A 16,372-nucleotide genomic window follows, 5' to 3' on the forward strand; every position below is an offset into this window, starting at 1 on the left:
AGCTTTTTCAGGCAAAGCCCCCTTCCGTTCGAGAGGGGGGCCTGCAGACAGAACCGGATGGCCGCGATGTGATCACGCCGGCCTCATGCTTCTGAGCCGGGCGATTCTCTCCTCGATGGGGGGGTGGGTGCTGAAGAGGTTCATGAGGGAGCGCCCCGTCAGGGGGTTGACGATAAACATATGGGCCGTTGAGGGATTGGCGTTCATGGGGACGATCTGCGAAGCCCGGGACAGCTTTTCCAGCGCGCCGGCCAGACCGTAGGGCTTCCCGGAAATTTTCGCCCCGCCTTCATCAGCCATGTATTCACGGGACCGGGAGATGGCCATTTGAATGATCGTGGCGGCAATGGGTGCGAGAATGGCCGTGGCGATCAATCCCACGATGCCTCCCCCTCCGCCCTCCTCGCTGTCCCGGTTGCCCAGGCCGCCGAACATGGCCGCCCACTGGGCCATATTGGCCAGCATCACAATGGCGCCGGCCAGCGTGGCCGCGATGGAGCCGATGAGCATGTCCTTGTTCTTGATGTGGGTCAGTTCGTGGGAGAGGACTCCCTCCAGCTCGTCGCGGTTGAGGATCCTCAGCAGGCCTTCCGTGACTGCCACGACGGCGTGCTGTTCGTTTCTTCCCGTGGCAAAGGCATTGGGCGTTTCACCGGGGATGATGTAGACCCGGGGCATGGGAAGGTTTCCCCTCATGGCCAGGTCGCGCACCATCCGATAGAGCTCCGGCGCCTGCGCTTCCGATACTTCCTGGGCGCGGTACATTTTGAGCACCAGCTTGTCTGAAAACCAGTAGCTCCCGAAGTTCATGATCATGGCCAGGACAAAGGCGATCGTCATCCCGTGCTTCCCGCCGATCAACCCTCCGATGAACATGAGCAGTCCCGTCAGAGCGCCCAGAAGAAGGGCCGTTTTTATGGTATTCATTTTTTTGACTCCTTTTTTTGTCGTCTTAAGTATGGAATGGCGCCTCTTCTTCCCCTCTCTCGGCCTTTGTAGCCGGGAAAAGGGGAGATGAGGGCACGATTAATGGTCCGTTTTCCTTGAGAACACGATGCCGCCCCGCTCGTCGACGTCCGCCGTGATGGAGTCGCCTTCGACAAAGGCGCCTTCCAGGAGCTTCAGAGAGAGACTGTCGAGCAGCAGCTTCTGAATGGCCCGCTTCAGCGGCCGTGCGCCGTAGACCGGACTGTATCCCTGTTCGGATATATATTTTTTGGCCCTTTCTGTCAATTCCAGGAAGAGCTTTCGATCTTCCAGGCGCTTCTGGAGAAGGCCGATCTGGATCGAAATGATCCGGTCGATATCCGACATGGTCAGCGAACGGAAGATGATGATGTCGTCGATCCGGTTCAAAAATTCCGGTTTGAAGGTGGCGCGCAGGATCTCCATCGTCTTCATCCGCCGTTCTTCTGGCGGCAGGGTGATATCCTGAATCCACTGGCTGCCCACGTTTGACGTCAGGATGACGATCGTATTCTTGAAATCGACCGTCCGCCCGTGACCATCGGTGAGGCGGCCGTCATCGAGAATCTGGAGCAGGATGTTGAAGACGTCCGGATGGGCCTTCTCGATCTCGTCGAAAAGGAGAACCGAATAGGGGCGCCGGCGGACGGCTTCCGTCAGGTAGCCTCCCTCGTCGTAGCCCACGTAGCCGGGAGGAGCGCCGATCAGGCGCGCGACGGAGTGCTTCTCCATGAACTCCGACATGTCGATGCGGATCATCGCCTGCTCGTTGTCGAACATGAATTCCGCCAGAGCCCGGGCCAGCTCGGTCTTCCCCACACCTGTCGGGCCGAGGAAGATGAAGGAGCCGATGGGGCGGTTGGGGTCCTGGAGACCGGATCGGGCCCTGCGCAGGGCGCTGGAGACGGCGTGGATGCCTTCCTCCTGGCCGATCACCCTTCGTCCGAGGCGCTCTTCCATGTGGATGAGCTTCTGGACGTCGCTTTCCATCATCCGGGCGACGGGAATTCCGGTCCAGTTGGCGACGACTTCCGCCACATCCTCGGCGTCCACCTCCTCCTTGAGCATCTTTCTTTCCTTCTGGATCGATTCGAGGCGGTTCTGCTCCTCCTCCAGGGCCCGGTTCAGCTCCACCAGTTTGCCATAGCGGATTTCCGCCGCCCTGGCGAGATTTCCTTCCCGCATGGCCGCCTGTTCTTCATTCTTGCGGCTCTCGAGATCGCTTTTGAGAGTCTGGATCTTCTTGATGACCTCCTTCTCCTCGGACCAGTGCATCTTCATGCCGTCCATGGCCTCGCGGAGCTCGGCCAGCTCCCGGTCGATCTTGTCCCGCCTTTCCAGGGAAGCGCCGTCCGTTTCGTTCTTCAGGGATTGGCGCTCGATTTCCAACTGGATGGCTTTTCTTTCCAGGACATCGATTTCGGCGGGCAGGCTGTCCAGTTCGATCCTCAATCGAGACGCCGCTTCGTCAATGAGGTCCACCGCCTTGTCGGGCAGAAAGCGGTCGCTGATGTACCGGTTCGAAAGGGTCGCCGCGGCGACGATAGCGGAGTCCTTGATCCGGACGCCGTGATGGATCTCGTAGCGCTCCTTCAGCCCCCGGAGAATGGCGATGGTGTCTTCCACGCTGGGCTCCCGCACGAGAATGGGCTGAAAGCGCCGCTCCAGGGCGGGGTCCTTCTCCATGTGCTTGCGGTACTCATTCAGGGTTGTCGCCCCGACACAGCGCAGCTCGCCCCTCGCAAGGGCCGGCTTGAGCATGTTGGAGGCGTCGACGGCGCCTTCCGCCGCCCCCGCGCCGACGACCGTGTGAATTTCGTCGATGAAGAGGATGATTTCCCCCTGGGCGCTGGTCACTTCCTTGAGGACGGCCTTGAGCCGGTCTTCAAATTCACCGCGATACTTGGCTCCCGCCACGAGGGCCCCGATATCGAGCCCGACGACCCGCTTGTTTTTCAGGGTCTCCGGAACGTCGCCATTGACGATCCGCTGCGCCAGCCCCTCGACAATGGCCGTCTTGCCGACGCCGGGTTCCCCGATCAGAACGGGGTTGTTCTTGGTCCTCCGGGAAAGGACCTGCAGAATCCTCCGGATTTCATCGTTCCGGCCGATGACGGGGTCAAAGGCCCCCTTGCGGGCCAGCTCGTTGAAGTCCTTGGCATAGCGCTTCAGGGCCTGGTATTTCTCCTCGGGATTGGGGTCCGTGATCCGCTGATTTCCGCGGATTTCCACGAGAACCTTGAAAATGTTGTCCCGCGTCACCCCGGCCGAGTTCAGAATCCGGGGCGCGTCGCCCTCCTTTTCATCGGCCAGGGCGACCAGCACATGCTCCGCGCTGACATACTCATCGTTGAGATGGGCGGCTTCCTCCATGGCCTTGTCCAGAACCCTGTTGAGCCTCGGAGTGAGGTAAGGCTGGACGGGCCCGGATATCCGGGGCAGCCGTTCAAGGGACTTTTTGAGATCCTGTTCGATCCGGGCCGGGTCCGCTCCCAGCTTTTTCAGAATATTGCCCACAATGCCTTCCGGCTGAGCAAGAAGGGCCAGCAGCAGATGCTCCGCATCAATGCCCTGGTGGCCGTGGTTTCCGGCCAGCCCCTGGGCCTCCTGCAGGCCTTCCTGCACCTTCAGCGTAAATTTGTCAAAACGCATCGTTCCTCCCTTACGCACGTTCCCGTTCCCCCGGGGGGGGAGTTCCGGCGGCGTATATGCAGAAATGGATTTGGAAATCAGTTATTGGAACCGTTCAATTTTCATTGGTAAATTAACCATGGGGGGCAGGTCTGTCAACCTCGCCGGACCCAAAAGATTCATCCTGGAAAAGGTCTTGACTATCAGGTTACAATAATTAGAATGCTGAAACAGGATCATGTCAAAGGAGGATGCCTTCATTTTGAAACTGCCCGCTGTCGCCGGTGCCCTTGAAGTCTACATGGCGGAGATCAACAAATTTCCGGTGCTGTCCGCGGAAGAGGAGTTCCGATACGCCATCGACTGGACGAAGAACGGGAATATGGAGGCCGCCGAAAAACTGGTGGTGTCCAACCTGCGATTTGTGGTGAAGATTGCCCATGAGTATCGCAATTATGGAGTGAAACTGGCGGACCTCATCCAGGAGGGGAATATCGGCCTGATGCATGCCATCAAGAAATTCGATCCCTACAAGGGCTATCGGCTGATTTCCTACGCGGTCTGGTGGATTCGGGCCTATATACAGAATTATATTATAAAAACGTGGAGCCTGGTTAAAATCGGGACGACCCAGGCCCAGAGGAAGCTCTTTTTCAAGCTGAATCAGACCAAAAAGGAACTGCAGGCGCTGTCCCTGAAAAACCCCGAGTTCAGCGAGATTGCGGACTCCCTCGGCGTCCGGGTCGATGAGGTTCAAGAGATGGATGTCCGCATGAGCAACCGGGATCTGTCCCTGGATATGGCCGTCAGCGAGGATGGGGGGGCGTCGCATATGGATTATCTCACCTATGCGGGCGAAGATCAGGAAACCGCCTTGATCCGAAAGGAAGAAACGGAGCTGGTGCAGAAGAACATTTCGGGGGCCCTTGCCGTTCTGAACGAGAAGGAAATGTACATCATCCAGCATCGGGTCATGGCCGATGACCCCAAGACCCTCCAGGAGATCGGCGATTTGTATCACATCACCCGGGAGAGGGCCCGGCAGATCGAAAAGCAGGCGCTGAAGAAGCTCCGCCTTGCCCTGCCCTATCTCGGGGAGGAGCGGAAGCTGCTGGAGGCGGGAAGTTAGGAAGCCAGGTCGTCGGACCGGGCCAGATTTTCGAAGGTGGTGTATTTTTCCATGAAGGCCAGCTTGACCGTTCCCGTGGGACCGTTTCGCTGCTTGCCGATGATGATTTCCGCAATGCCCTTTTCCGGGTTGTCTTCCGACTTGTTATAAACCTCATCCCGATAAATGAAGGCAATGACGTCCGCATCCTGTTCGATGGCCCCGGACTCGCGTAGATCCGCCATCTGGGGCCGGCGGTCGGAGCGGTCTTCCACCTTGCGGTTGAGCTGCGAGAGCGCCACAACGGGGACGCTGAGCTCTTTGGCGAGGGCCTTCAGGGAGCGGCTGATTTCTGAAATTTCCTGCTCCCTGGATTCCCTGGAGTTGCCGCTGCGCATCAGCTGCAGGTAATCCAGGAGGATCAGTCCCAGTCCCGATTCCGCCTTGAGCCGCCTTGACTTGGCCTTCATCTCCAGAACCGTGATCGCCGGAGTGTCATCGATGAAAATGAGCGCGTCGGCGAGCCGACCGGCGGCGTTGGCCAGCTTGGGCCAGTCCGTTTCGCCGAGAAAGCCCTTCCGCAGACGCTGGGAATCCACTTTGGCTTCGGAGGCAAGCATGCGAAGGGCCAACTGCTCCTTGGACATTTCCAGGGAAAAGATGGCCACGGGAACCGCCGCGTCCATGGCGGCATAGGAGGCGATGTTCAGGGCCAGGGCCGTTTTCCCCATGCTGGGGCGTCCGGCTATGATGATGAGATCCGAATTCTGCAGACCCGAGGTCATGTCGTCGATCCGTTCAAATCCCGTGGCTACCCCGGTGATCGAGGCTTTGCGTTCGTAAAGCTGCTCGATGGTCTTGAAGCTCTCTTTGATGATGTCCCGCATGGGCGAGAAGGCCGGCTTGATCTTGTGCTGGGAGATTTCGAAAATGGCCTGTTCCGCGGAATCGAGAACCTCTTCGACTTCGTTGCCCGAATCATAACTCTTGTTGAGGATTTCCGTCGCCGTTCCGATGAGCGACCGAAGAACGGACTTTTCCTTAACGATTCTTGCGTAGTAGACAATGTTCGCCGACGAGGGGACATTGTCCACGAGGGAGGCAAGGTAGGCCATGCCTCCCACGTTGTCCAGTTGATTCTTGTCCTTGAGGATGCTGCTCAGCGTGATGAGATCGCAGGGTTCGTTCCGATCGTAGAGATCGAGGATCGCGGAAAAGATCCGGCGATGGGCCTCGCTGTAGAAATCGGGGGCGTTCAGGATTTCCAGGACGCTGTGCAGGGACTCGTTGTTCAGCAGGATCCCCCCCAGGATGGACTGCTCCGCCTCCCGGTTCTGAGGGGGGATTCGATGGAGAGAAACGTCGATGTCGCTTGCTTTCATTGCCTGGCCCTGCACCTGCGGCGTCGCCTACGCCTGTTCCGGGATGACGTTCACCTTGATTTCGGCCGTGACGCCCGCGCCAAGCTTGACGACGATGGGGAACTCCCCGATGGCCTTGATGGGTTCGTCAAGGACGAGTGTTTTCCGGTCGATCGTGATGTCCTGGGCAAGCAGGGACTCTTCAATGTCCTTTGCCGTCACCGAACCGAACAGCTTGTCCTGCTCTCCCACGCGGCGGGAAATCGTGCAGGTGACGCCGGCAAGGCTGGCGGCCAGGCTTTCGTGGCGTTTCCTTTCCTTCTCGGCCTTGCGGACGATGTTCTGCTTGTCGTGATCCAAGGCCTTGATGTTCCGAACGTTCGCCTCTGCGGCCAATCCTTTGGGAATGAGGAAGTTGCGGGCGTATCCATCGGCAACTTTAATGATATCTCCCGCTTTTCCAAGCGTTTCGACAGTTTCTTTCAAAATGACTTTCATGAAGTTAACCCTCCTGTTAAAAAGAACGGCATTTACCGACGCGATCGATTCTCACGCCGTGGAACCGTCCATCTTTTTATTGAATTTTCTGAAGTCAATCCACAGGTCGAAAAGACCGACGGCAATGACCGGAAGAACCAGAGTCAGCTGAAAAATCAGCAATGCGTAAAATATGGACCTCAGGATGACGGGGATATTCCTCGTCTTAAAAAAATAACTGACAATCGCCAGCCCCTGAAGCAGGTAAACAAAAAGGCCAAGAAGCAGGAGGTTCAGCCCGGTGTAGAATACCCTGCCCTCGGGGATCAAAAGCATCCCCCCGCTTCCGATAATCAGCCAGACAAGTTTTTCCGGCGCTTTCCACCGCGTCAGGTCGCCGAAATCAGGAAAATGAACCCCCTGGCGGTGAAAGATGGCCCTGACGGCGATGGTATTGAGCCAGATGCAGAGGGCCAGGCTGATCAGGCTCAGAGAGGGAAGAATGTTTATAAACGTATGGGCGATCTTCGGTGCATTCTCCCGAAGCAGGTTGATCTGTTCGGCAGGCACACCCATCTCCGCGTAGAGTTTGACGTTTTCCAGGATGGTCCGGACAAGGTACGGCTCAGCCCAGCGCCAGGGCGGATTGCCTGTTCGCAACATCGAGTAGGCGATGAGCAGCAGAATCGGGATGATTACGATTCCAAGGGAAATCAGAACCGTCTGCTCGATCGAAAGCCTTCTTCCCAGGACCTCGCCGACCGTCACTCCCAGAAATCCGAGCAGGCAGAAAAGGGGAATGTATTCCCCATGACCCAGCGCGCCGAGGGCGGACAAAACGATGACGAAAGCGCCCAGAACGAGGAACAGCCCCAGCCGTCTGCCAAGTTTGGAATAATAAAAAATGATGGGCAGGGGCCCGAGAAAAAAGAGGAAGGATGCGGAGCTTGGAAACGCCGCCGCCAGGATGAACACCATGGACGAGACGGCGATGCCCGTCAGAAAATCCCGGATGACAATGACCTTCTCTTCTCCCTCGCTCTTTAACACAAGCCGCCACCCAATTGCCCCTCTGCGGAGATCCATCCAAAACGAAGGGCATTCCTCCGAAGAGAAGAAATGCCCTTCAAACGGATATCCTGATTACCTGCCTTCCGTGACGACAAAAGGCAGAAGGGCGATGGTCCGCGCCCTCTTGATGGCCTGGGTCAATTCCCTCTGATGCTTGGAGCAGTTTCCGGTAATCCGGCGGGGCATGATCTTTCCACGCTCCGTGACGTAGTCGTGAAGGAGATCCGGTCGTTTGTAATCGATCTTGATTGTTGAATCCGAACAGAATTTACAGTATTTCCGGCGGTGAAAAAACTTCTTCCGCGGTCCTGACGGTCTGGGGCGCCTTTCATATGCGGCCATGAGATATGCCTCCTTTAATTCTCTTCTGCGGTAGCTGGTGATTCAGGGGTTCCGGCAGGCTCACCGGCTTCCGCCGATGGAGCGCTGATGGGTGCTTCCGGTGCGGGCTCCGCGGAAGTTGCGGCCTTTTCTTCGGCTGGTTCCTTCTTCGTGAGAGCTTCAATTTCCTGCATGATCTTTTCGAGCGTTGTCTCCGCATCCGTCATGACCGTCATAAATTTCAGGACATGGTCATCGATCTTGAGAATCCGTTCGAGCTCCGCCACCACATCGCTCGTTGCGGCGAAATCATAGAGCACATAAGCTCCCCTCGACTGCTTCCGGATGTCATACGCCAGCTTTCTTACTCCCCATCGGTCCACCTTGACGACGGCGCCTTTCCGATCGGTGATGATGGAGGCGTAGCGGTCGATCAGGCCTGTCAGGTCGTCTTCAGGAAGATTGGCCTGGGCGATGACGACTGTTTCATATCTTCTCAATTTTTTTCCTCCTCTCGGCTCTAAAATCCGGACACCGGGGTCCGGATAAGGAGTCCTTCAACTAGAAATTAGAATAACATCGCCTTCTATATCATGGCTGATCATAAATCAAGCGATTTATCGATGACGGGGGCCTTGCGTCTCCGGCCCTGTCTTCTTTCCGGCCTTGCGCTTCTGGGTCAATTCCGTTGGGGATTCAGGAAGACTGTGCACGCGGGGGAGATTGATCCTGTAGATCATGGCGACCAGCCGCAGGCCCGTGGCGACCAGTATGGAGGAGAAGAGCTGCAGCGTTTCGCCCAGGCCGGCCAGTCCGGCGGCAAGGAAGCAGAGCCCCCCGCAGAGGGCCGCCGTCGCATAAAAATCGACTCGGATCACCGCCGGGATCTCGCTGACGAGGATATCGCGGATGACGCCTCCCCCCGTGGCTGTCAGAACGGACATCATTACGATGCCCAGCGGGCCGAGATGAAACTCGGCCGCCTTGGCGGCTCCGATGGCCGAGAAGACACCCAGCCCCACGGCGTCCGCCGCCATGACCAGGTCCCAGCGGCGCGCGATCTTCGGCGCGGCCAGAAAGACGAGAAGCCCGCCGAGGAGGCAGACGAAGAGGTAGGTTTCATCGCGGAAGGCCGCCGGCGGAACAGACCCGATGAGGATATCCCGGAGAATTCCCCCACCGACCCCGGTGGCCACGGCGAGCACCAGGACCCCAAGGAAATCCAGCTCGTATTTGACGGCCCGGAAGGCACCGGAAACGGCGAAAACGAGGGTGCCAAGAATGTCGAGAAGATACGTCAAGGCCATTGTTCTTCCTGAAATCTCGTGAGTAATTTCACACCGGTCACCCATAGTATGTGTTGACCTGTTTGTCAATTGAGAAGGGACTCGCTGCCCCGGTTCATCCTCTGTCCAGCCCGGTGCGCGGGCTCATTTTTCCGAAGCGCGGGACACGAAATCTCTCCATTGATTTGCCGCGGGAGAAGGGATAGAATGCGCGCCGACGCTGCACAGATAGAATCCATGTCAAGGAGGTTTGAAAACAGTCATGAAAAGAATGTTTCCGGGGATGTTGCTTCTGGCGGTGCTGACCGTCCTGCCCCTTTCCGCGAAGGCCGGTGTCGATGTGGGGGTCCATATCGGCATTCCACTGCCCCCGCCCATCGTATTTTCCGTTCCGCCGGTCACGATCGTGATTCCGGAAACGTATATCTATGCCGTTCCGGATGTGCCCCATGACCTCTTTTTTTACGGAGGCTTCTGGTGGCGGCCCTGGGAGGGCAGGTGGTACCGTTCGCCCCGCTATGACAAGGGCTGGGCTTACTATCAGGGTGTCCCCGCTTTTTACAGGCACGTCCCCCCGGCCTGGAGAGAGGATTATCGGAATCGGCGCTGGAAAGGGCATCCCTGGAACAGGCACAGAGTTCCCGCCTCTCAGCTTCCCCGGAACTGGAGAGGATGGGAGCGGGATAAGCACTGGGAAAAGCAGCAGCATTGGGGCGTCCCGGCTATGAAAACCCCGAGGGGAGCGCCGCCGCCGCATCGCTCGGTCCAGCCGCCCGCACGGCCCGAACATCCGGACATGCGCGGACCGAAGCCCCGTCCGGAACCCCGGGCGATGAACAGGCCGCCCCACGAGCGGAAACCTCATGGAAGCGAGAGATGGGGCTACGGCCACCAAGGGGAGAAGCATGGGAATGGAAAAGGCGAAGGAGGTAAAGGGCACGGGCGTGGACACGGAAACGGCGACAGATAGCCGGCAGCTCCGCTCGCTCCCCGTCATTCGTGTCGTTGATTTATGGAAAATTTATGAAAACGGAGCCGCCGGCTCCGCGGCGCTGCGCGGCACAAGCCTGGAAATAGCCCGGGGCGAGGTCCTGGTGCTTCTGGGAAAAAGCGGCTCGGGCAAGACGACGCTGCTCAATCTTCTGGCCGGGCTCGACCGGCCGAGCCGCGGCACGATCGAAATCGAGGGGAAGAACCTGCAGGCCCTGGGAGACAAAGGCTGCACCCAGCTGCGCCGGACGCGCCTCGGGTTCATCTTCCAGTTCTTCAACCTCATCCCCACGTTGACGGCCTTTGAAAACGTCTACCTCGCTCTCGAACTGGCGGGAAAGCCGTCGCCGGGACCTGCCTACGAGGCCCTGGAGCGCGTCGGACTCCAGGGCAAGGAACAGCGCTACCCGGGCGAGCTGTCCGGCGGCGAGCAGCAGCGGGTCGCCGTCGCCCGGGCCATCGTCAAGGAGCCTGCCCTGATCCTGGCCGATGAGCCGACGGGCAACCTCGATACCGCCACCGGGCTGCAGATTCTCGAACTTCTTTCGTCGCGATGCCGGGAGTCCGGGATGTCGCTTCTCATGGTGACTCACACCCCCATGGCCCGCCGGTTTGCCGATCGCGTTCTACGCATGGTTGACGGCCAAATCCATCCCGAGGGCGCCTGCGAAGGGGAGGCCGACTAGCCCGGTGCCCCCGGGCAGGGCGTTGGCCCGGCGGGAAGCGGGAAATATCCACAAAGAGGCCCGTTCATGGGAACCGTTACCAAGGCGTTTTTGAGATACCTTCTTCGGAGGCGGAGCCTGACGCTCCTTCAGCTGATGGGAATCGCCTTCGGCGTGGCGGCCTGCCTGGGAATGGGGCTTTCCGCAATGTCCGCACTGGCGAGTTTCACCGGGGCCATTGAATTTCTCCAGGGGAAATCGACCCACCGCATCGAGCGGGATGCGGGACCCATGGACGAAGCGATCCTGAGGGATCTGATGCGCGATCCCTCCGTGCAGTCCTTCTCACCGGTCATCGACCGCCGCCTCCGCCTGGAAAAGGGCAGCCAGATCCGGATCCTGGGCGTTGATCCCTTTCTGGATCTGGCCATCCGCCCCGAGCTGGCCCGCGCGTCCTTTGCCGGGGACCGCCTTGCCTTCATTCTTGACGAAAAGGCGGTTCTCATGGAAGCCGGCCTGGCCCGGGAACTGAACCTCGCGGCGGGCGGCAGAATCAAGACCTCCCGCGGGGAGCTGACCGTCCTGGGAACCTTTCCCAACCCTTCCGGAGAGCCCCTCCTGCTCATGGATATCGCCCACGCCCAGGAGCTCTTCAAGATGCCCGGACTCATCGACTCCGTCGATCTCGTCCTGGCGGAGGAGCAGGTCTTTATAAGCCGCTGGGATGAGGGCTTCCGGATCAGGTCAAACCGGCAGAGCCGGGAAACCTTCGGCGCGATGCTGGGGGCCTTCCGGTTGAATCTTGAAGCCCTGTCCCTGATGGCGCTCTTTGTCGCCGTTTTTCTCATCTACAACACGGCCATGTTTGCCGTCGTCAGCCGCAGGCGGGATGCCGGGGTGCTGCGAAGCCTGGGAGCAAGCCGCAAAGAGGTGGTTGCGGCCTTTCTGGCGGAAATCCTCATCCTCGGGGGCATCGGGGGCGCACTGGGAAGCCTCCTGGGGTATCTCCTGAGCCGCTTCCTCATCGAGATCCTCGGCGGAACGATCACCAACCTCTACTTCTTTCTTCGCCCCGTCCCCATGGCCTGGTCCTTCTGGATGCCCGCCGCCGGGGTGATCGTCGGCATCGGGGCGAGCCTCCTGGGAAGCCTTTTTCCGCTCATCGAGCTGTCGCGCACAGACCCCGTCAAAGCGCTTTCAGGGCGGTCCGTAAGCCACCAGTGGGGAAGGATGTCGAAGAGGGCCGCCGCTGCCGGCCTCCTGATTCTGCTGATCAGCGCCGCCGTTCTGCTCGTTCCGTCGCGCTCCATTTACGCCGCCTTCGGGGCCGTTTTCGGAATCCTCTTCGCGCTGAGCCTTCTTTCCGGATTTGCCGTGATGCTCTTTTCCCCTTTGATGGCAGGTTTTCTCAAGTTCCTGGGAGGGCTGCCGGGGAAGATCGCCGCCGGAAACATCCGCCGGAACCTGGGGCGGACCGCCGTCGCCATCGCAGCCTTCATGGTCGCCCTTTCCATGTCCCTGGGGCTGTCCCTCATGATCGGAAGCTTCCGCGAATCGCTCCTGTGGTGGATGGACCGGCAGTTCCGCGGCGATCTCTACATTTCCACCGCGTCGGAGCGGGAGGTCCCGGAAGGCCTCTACCACGAACTGAAAACGATTCCCGGCGTTGATGTGGATGCCTATCGGAAGGTGCAGCTCAGCTACCGGAACAGGCCCATGTTCGCGGCCTCCGTTTCCGCCCCCGTGCTGCAGCGGCATGCCCGGTTCGCCTGGCTGGGCGGGGGAGGCGATGAGCACTGGGAGGCGGTAAAGCGTGGCGATGTGATCATTTCGGAAAGCTTCGCCCGGAACTTCAGCGTGAAGGCCGGGGACACGATTCTCCTCGACACGCGGCAGGGGCCCGCCCGGCTGCGTGTGGAAGCCGTATTCTACGACTACTCCACGGAGCACGGACTCGTCATGATGGACCGGAACACCTACCTGCGCCTCTTTGACGACCGAACCATCAACAGCGTGGCGGTTTTCCTGGATCCCGGAGACCCAAAGCGGACGGAAACTCTCGATCTGATCCGGCACAAGGCCCTGCGGCATGATCTGCCCGTCTACACCCGGGAGCAGTTTTTCGGAAACATCCTGGCCATCTTCGACAGCACCTTCGCGATCACCCGTTCCATGAGGGTCATGGCCATCATCATCGCCTTTTTCGGAATTGCCGGCGCCCTCACGACCCTTTTTCTCGAACGCCGGAGCGAGTTCGGCATTCTCCGGGCCCTGGGCTTCTCGACGGGCCAGGTCTCCCTTCTGACCCTTCTGGAGGCTTTCGGGATGGGGCTGCTGAGCTTTTTGTTCAGCATCGGCTGCGGGACGCTCTTCGCCGTCATCCTGATCCGGGTGATCAACCTGCGCAGCTTCAACTGGACGATCTTTTTCCATCCCCACCTTTCCCCCTACCTGATCGTCGCCTTGACGGCGTTTCTGGCCAGCCTGGGCGCGGCGCTTTATCCCATCTGGATGGTCCTGCGGACCTATCCGCAGATGCAGATCCGCGATGATTAAGGGATGTGGAAGGCGTCCGGGGATTTTCGGAGATGGACGGAAAGGAAACGGAAGGGTTGTGATGAAACGGCGTACGAAGGGAATCTTGAGCGCGCTGATCGTGCTCGCAGTGATGCTTTCCTGCCTGCCTGCCCGGGCCGGGGACGCCTGGGAACAGGCGATCGGCCCCCGGGAGTGGAGGTTCCCCCGGGATCACGGCGATCACCGGCAGTTCAAGACGGAGTGGTGGTATTTCACGGGCAATCTGGTCGATGACGCCGGGAACCGCTACGGATACCAGTTGACCTTTTTCAGGCACGGCATTCGACAGGCCGTCCCTCCACCCCGCAATTCCTGGTCTCTTCGCGACGTCTATCCCGCTCATTTCGCCGTCACGGATTCAACCCGGTCGAAATTCTTCTTTACAGACCGCATCAGCCGCTCGGGTCCCGGCCTGGCCGGTTCGGAAGAGGGCAGGATGAACGTCTGGAACCTGAACTGGTTCGCCCGGATGGGGCGGGAGGAGATCCGGATCCGGGCCCGCCATGGTCAGACGGAGCTGGATCTGACCCTGAAGCCCGGAAAACCGCCCGTTCTGCACGGCCAGAACGGCCTGAGCCGGAAAGGCCCGCGGCCCGGACAGGCCTCCTATTACTATTCCTTTACGGACCTGAAAACGGCCGGCCGGTTGAAAACAGCCGAAACGGGCAGGGCCGTCGAGGTCCGCGGGACGAGCTGGTTCGACCATGAATTCGGCTCGAACACCCTGGCGAAAGATCAAACCGGCTGGGACTGGTTCTCCCTGCATTTTTCCGACGGCCGAGAGCTCATGATTTACCTTCTCAGAAAGCGGGATGGAACCCTGGAGAAGGAATCTTCGGGAACTCTGGTGGAAGCGGATGGAACATATCGCCATCTCGGGCTTTCGGAGATTGCGGTGAACGTCCTGGGGACCTGGCACAGCAGGAAAACAGGGGGCCGCTACCCGAGCGGCTGGCAGATCGATGTCCCCGCCGCCGGCCTCTCCTTCCGGCTGGCCCCCTCCCTCCAGGATCAGGAACTGACGACGGAGGGATCGACCGGCATCAATTATTACGAAGGGGCCGTGGAGGGCAGGGGAGTTTCGAAGAAACAGGCGGTCACCTGCGAAGGCTACATCGAAATGACCGGATACGCGGGAAGCATCGGCGGCCTTTTTTAGCGGCACAACGGGAGATTTAACTCATCGGGATGTTTTTCATTTGCAAATATCTCGGTTGGGAGAGATAGTAACAGAGCGATATGTAGACCAGGATCAAAGCATTGCACTGCGAAGATGGGCAAAGGGGCCGCGCAGGGGATCGTCTGTGCCGGCAGCCGCACCATTGCTGACCCGGCCCGGGCCGATGCGCGAAGCGTTCAGAGGTTGGTGTTCAAACGGCGCTGTTTCAGGAATCGCCTGGACCAGAGAAATCAGGAATTCGTGAGGAGGGAAGATATGAGACGCAGATGGTTGATCGCTTTCGTCATGATTGCTTTTGTTTCTTTAACCGGCTGCGAGACGCTGCCCACCGTGTCGGACGAGCACAAGGGGGCGGCGACGGGTGCGGGAATCGGCGCAGCCACGGGAGCCGTCCTGGGCGCGGTTGTGGGCAAGGACGCCAAGGGGGCCGTGATCGGCGGCCTTGTCGGGGCACTGGTGGGGGGCGTTATCGGCCACTACTATTATGACCAGAGGCGCAGCGAAAATGACACGGCCAAGAAATACGGCTACGATGCCAGCCAGGGGACCCTGCTGAAAATTGAAGACGCCACGGCGACTCCCCGGATCGCCGAACCGGGCGGTACGGTGGAACTCAAGATGACCTATGCCTTTCTGAGCGATCAAAAGGACGTTCAGCATGAAGTCGTCGAAAAGAGGGAGATCCGGCTCGGAGGTGAACTTGTCGGGAATCCCGAGGTAACGATGCAGAGAAGCGGCGGCACCTTCACGTCAAGCGTTCCCTTGACGTTGCCGGAGACGGCGAAAAAGGGGCTCTATATCGTTACCTTCAAGGTCAAATCCGGCAAGGTCTCCGACGAAATGCAGACCTCCTTTACCGTCAGATAAGGAAGAACACCGTGAAGGTGGAAATGGCCCGCTTCCGGGCCTTTTCCACCCTTGCGGATTTCCGAAAACCCCGCCGCCCTTTCCTTCCCCTCTAAATTTTCAATAAATGCAATATTCCTCGTCGGGATCGCTGTAGACGCCTTGGCCGATAATCTCCACCGTTCCCGCGCATTTCCGGCAGAGGGGGAAATACTTGACGCCGTCCTCCTCCGGAACGATCACCTGTTCAACCCTTTCCTTCATAGCGGCGAAAACTCCGCCTTTTGCATCCACCTCAAAAATCGACTTCTGGACGCGAACCCCGTAATCTTTCAGGATGCGGGCCACCTGGGAGATGCGTTTCGGATCGGCGATGTCATAGGCCACAATCATGTTCATGCGTTTTGTCCCGGTCAAATAATGGTGTATTCAAGCTGTGTTACTTTTAATCCGAGCCCCGAAAGAATCACTTTGTTGATGCAGCGGCTGCAGATCTTGTAGATCCTGACGGAATCCGTGGCGATATCGAGATGGTCCCGGCAATAAAGCCGGATTTTCCGGATGCCTGCCTCATCAATATCACATTCAAAGACAGACTTCTGGGTGTTGAGGCCGAATTCTTTGAGAAAACGATGCAGGGCGGTCAGCCGTTTCGGTTCAGTGATATCGTAAGTAATCAAAACGATCATTTCAACAGTACCGGCTGATAGACTTCCGCCTCACCTTCAATAACCCTACGGCAGTGGTTTGCCTGATAAAGAAGGGCTTCACCGTAAGTGAGCTGCCTTTCCGCGGGCGGATAGTGAAAAGAGGTGGTCAGCTTCTGCTCGAAGGCTTCAATGACTCTCTTGAAGGCCGCCTCACGGAGCTTGACAGGATACCTGCCCGTCGAG

16 protein-coding genes and 1 pseudogene are annotated in these 16,372 nt (G+C 58.9%); 6 read left to right on the forward strand and 11 right to left on the reverse strand.

Going from position 1 to position 16,372, the window contains the following annotated elements; all coding sequences use genetic code 11:
* Positions 1–72: 72 nt before the first annotated feature.
* Positions 73–927 carry a zinc metalloprotease HtpX gene (gene htpX, locus AB3175_RS12830; RefSeq protein ID WP_367361340.1) on the reverse strand — a complete coding sequence of 285 codons (855 nt, stop codon included), beginning with the start codon at positions 925–927 and terminating at the stop codon, positions 73–75.
* 99 nt (positions 928–1,026) lie between these two features.
* Positions 1,027–3,618 (reverse strand): ATP-dependent chaperone ClpB, encoded by a 2,592-nt coding sequence (clpB, locus tag AB3175_RS12835; protein WP_367361341.1) that lies wholly within the window; start codon positions 3,616–3,618, stop codon positions 1,027–1,029.
* A gap of 241 nt (positions 3,619–3,859) precedes the next feature.
* Here clpB and rpoH point away from each other — a divergent pair, with 241 nt between their 5' ends.
* Positions 3,860–4,726 carry an RNA polymerase sigma factor RpoH gene (gene rpoH / locus AB3175_RS12840; RefSeq protein WP_367361342.1) on the forward strand — a complete coding sequence of 289 codons (867 nt, stop codon included), beginning with the start codon at positions 3,860–3,862 and terminating at the stop codon, positions 4,724–4,726.
* Here the strand turns inward: rpoH and dnaB are convergent.
* The 6 genes from dnaB to AB3175_RS12870 form a co-directional block, all read right to left on the reverse strand.
* Positions 4,723–6,087 (reverse strand): replicative DNA helicase, encoded by a 1,365-nt coding sequence (gene dnaB / locus AB3175_RS12845; protein ID WP_367361343.1) that lies wholly within the window; start codon positions 6,085–6,087, stop codon positions 4,723–4,725. The genes rpoH and dnaB overlap by 4 nt on opposite strands.
* A gap of 27 nt (positions 6,088–6,114) precedes the next feature.
* A complete protein-coding gene (gene rplI / locus AB3175_RS12850; RefSeq protein WP_367361344.1) occupies positions 6,115–6,564 on the reverse strand; it encodes a 50S ribosomal protein L9 in 450 nt (149 codons plus the stop codon).
* Positions 6,565–6,615: 51 nt separating this feature from the next.
* Positions 6,616–7,593 (reverse strand): DUF2232 domain-containing protein, encoded by a 978-nt coding sequence (locus AB3175_RS12855; RefSeq protein ID WP_367361345.1) that lies wholly within the window; start codon positions 7,591–7,593, stop codon positions 6,616–6,618.
* A gap of 93 nt (positions 7,594–7,686) precedes the next feature.
* Complete coding sequence (gene rpsR / locus AB3175_RS12860) at positions 7,687–7,956, reverse strand: 30S ribosomal protein S18 (protein WP_367361346.1); 270 nt, start codon at positions 7,954–7,956, stop codon at positions 7,687–7,689.
* A 14-nt stretch (positions 7,957–7,970) separates the two neighbouring features.
* Complete coding sequence (gene rpsF, locus AB3175_RS12865; protein WP_367361347.1) at positions 7,971–8,435, reverse strand: 30S ribosomal protein S6; 465 nt, start codon at positions 8,433–8,435, stop codon at positions 7,971–7,973.
* A 117-nt stretch (positions 8,436–8,552) separates the two neighbouring features.
* Entirely contained in the window at positions 8,553–9,242 is a 690-nt protein-coding gene (locus tag AB3175_RS12870; protein WP_367361348.1) for a trimeric intracellular cation channel family protein, read from the reverse strand.
* Positions 9,243–9,483: 241 nt separating this feature from the next.
* On the opposite strand from AB3175_RS12870, the gene AB3175_RS12875 reads away from it, so the two are divergent.
* From AB3175_RS12875 to AB3175_RS12895, 5 genes are all read left to right on the forward strand, one after another.
* Complete coding sequence (locus AB3175_RS12875; protein ID WP_367361349.1) at positions 9,484–10,191, forward strand: hypothetical protein; 708 nt, start codon at positions 9,484–9,486, stop codon at positions 10,189–10,191.
* Positions 10,085–10,897, forward strand: a complete 813-nt coding sequence (locus AB3175_RS12880; protein WP_367361350.1) for an ABC transporter ATP-binding protein — start codon at positions 10,085–10,087, stop codon at positions 10,895–10,897. The genes AB3175_RS12875 and AB3175_RS12880 overlap by 107 nt, the downstream gene beginning before the upstream one ends.
* Positions 10,898–10,963: 66 nt before the next feature.
* A complete protein-coding gene (locus AB3175_RS12885) occupies positions 10,964–13,432 on the forward strand; it encodes an FtsX-like permease family protein (protein ID WP_367361351.1) in 2,469 nt (822 codons plus the stop codon).
* Positions 13,433–13,493: 61 nt separating this feature from the next.
* Positions 13,494–14,612 (forward strand): lipocalin-like domain-containing protein, encoded by a 1,119-nt coding sequence (locus tag AB3175_RS12890; RefSeq protein ID WP_367361352.1) that lies wholly within the window; start codon positions 13,494–13,496, stop codon positions 14,610–14,612.
* Between the two features lie 276 nt (positions 14,613–14,888).
* On the forward strand, positions 14,889–15,500 hold the full coding sequence (locus tag AB3175_RS12895; protein ID WP_367361353.1) for a glycine zipper domain-containing protein: 612 nt from the start codon (positions 14,889–14,891) through the stop codon (positions 15,498–15,500).
* A 99-nt stretch (positions 15,501–15,599) separates the two neighbouring features.
* On the opposite strand, the gene cas2 (AB3175_RS12900) is transcribed toward AB3175_RS12895, so the two are convergent.
* The 3 genes and pseudogenes from cas2 (AB3175_RS12900) to AB3175_RS12910 all read right to left on the reverse strand — a co-directional run.
* On the reverse strand, positions 15,600–15,878 hold the full coding sequence (cas2, locus tag AB3175_RS12900) for a CRISPR-associated endonuclease Cas2 (RefSeq protein ID WP_367361354.1): 279 nt from the start codon (positions 15,876–15,878) through the stop codon (positions 15,600–15,602).
* A 14-nt stretch (positions 15,879–15,892) separates the two neighbouring features.
* Positions 15,893–16,168 (reverse strand): CRISPR-associated endonuclease Cas2, encoded by a 276-nt coding sequence (cas2, locus tag AB3175_RS12905; protein ID WP_367361355.1) that lies wholly within the window; start codon positions 16,166–16,168, stop codon positions 15,893–15,895.
* Positions 16,165–16,372, reverse strand: a pseudogene (locus AB3175_RS12910) (hypothetical protein); the annotation flags it as partial. The pseudogene AB3175_RS12910 and the gene cas2 (AB3175_RS12905), both read right to left, overlap by 4 nt.

The organism is Syntrophus sp. (in: bacteria), from assembly GCF_040768185.1.
GTDB lineage: Bacteria > Desulfobacterota > Syntrophia > Syntrophales > Syntrophaceae > Syntrophus > Syntrophus buswellii.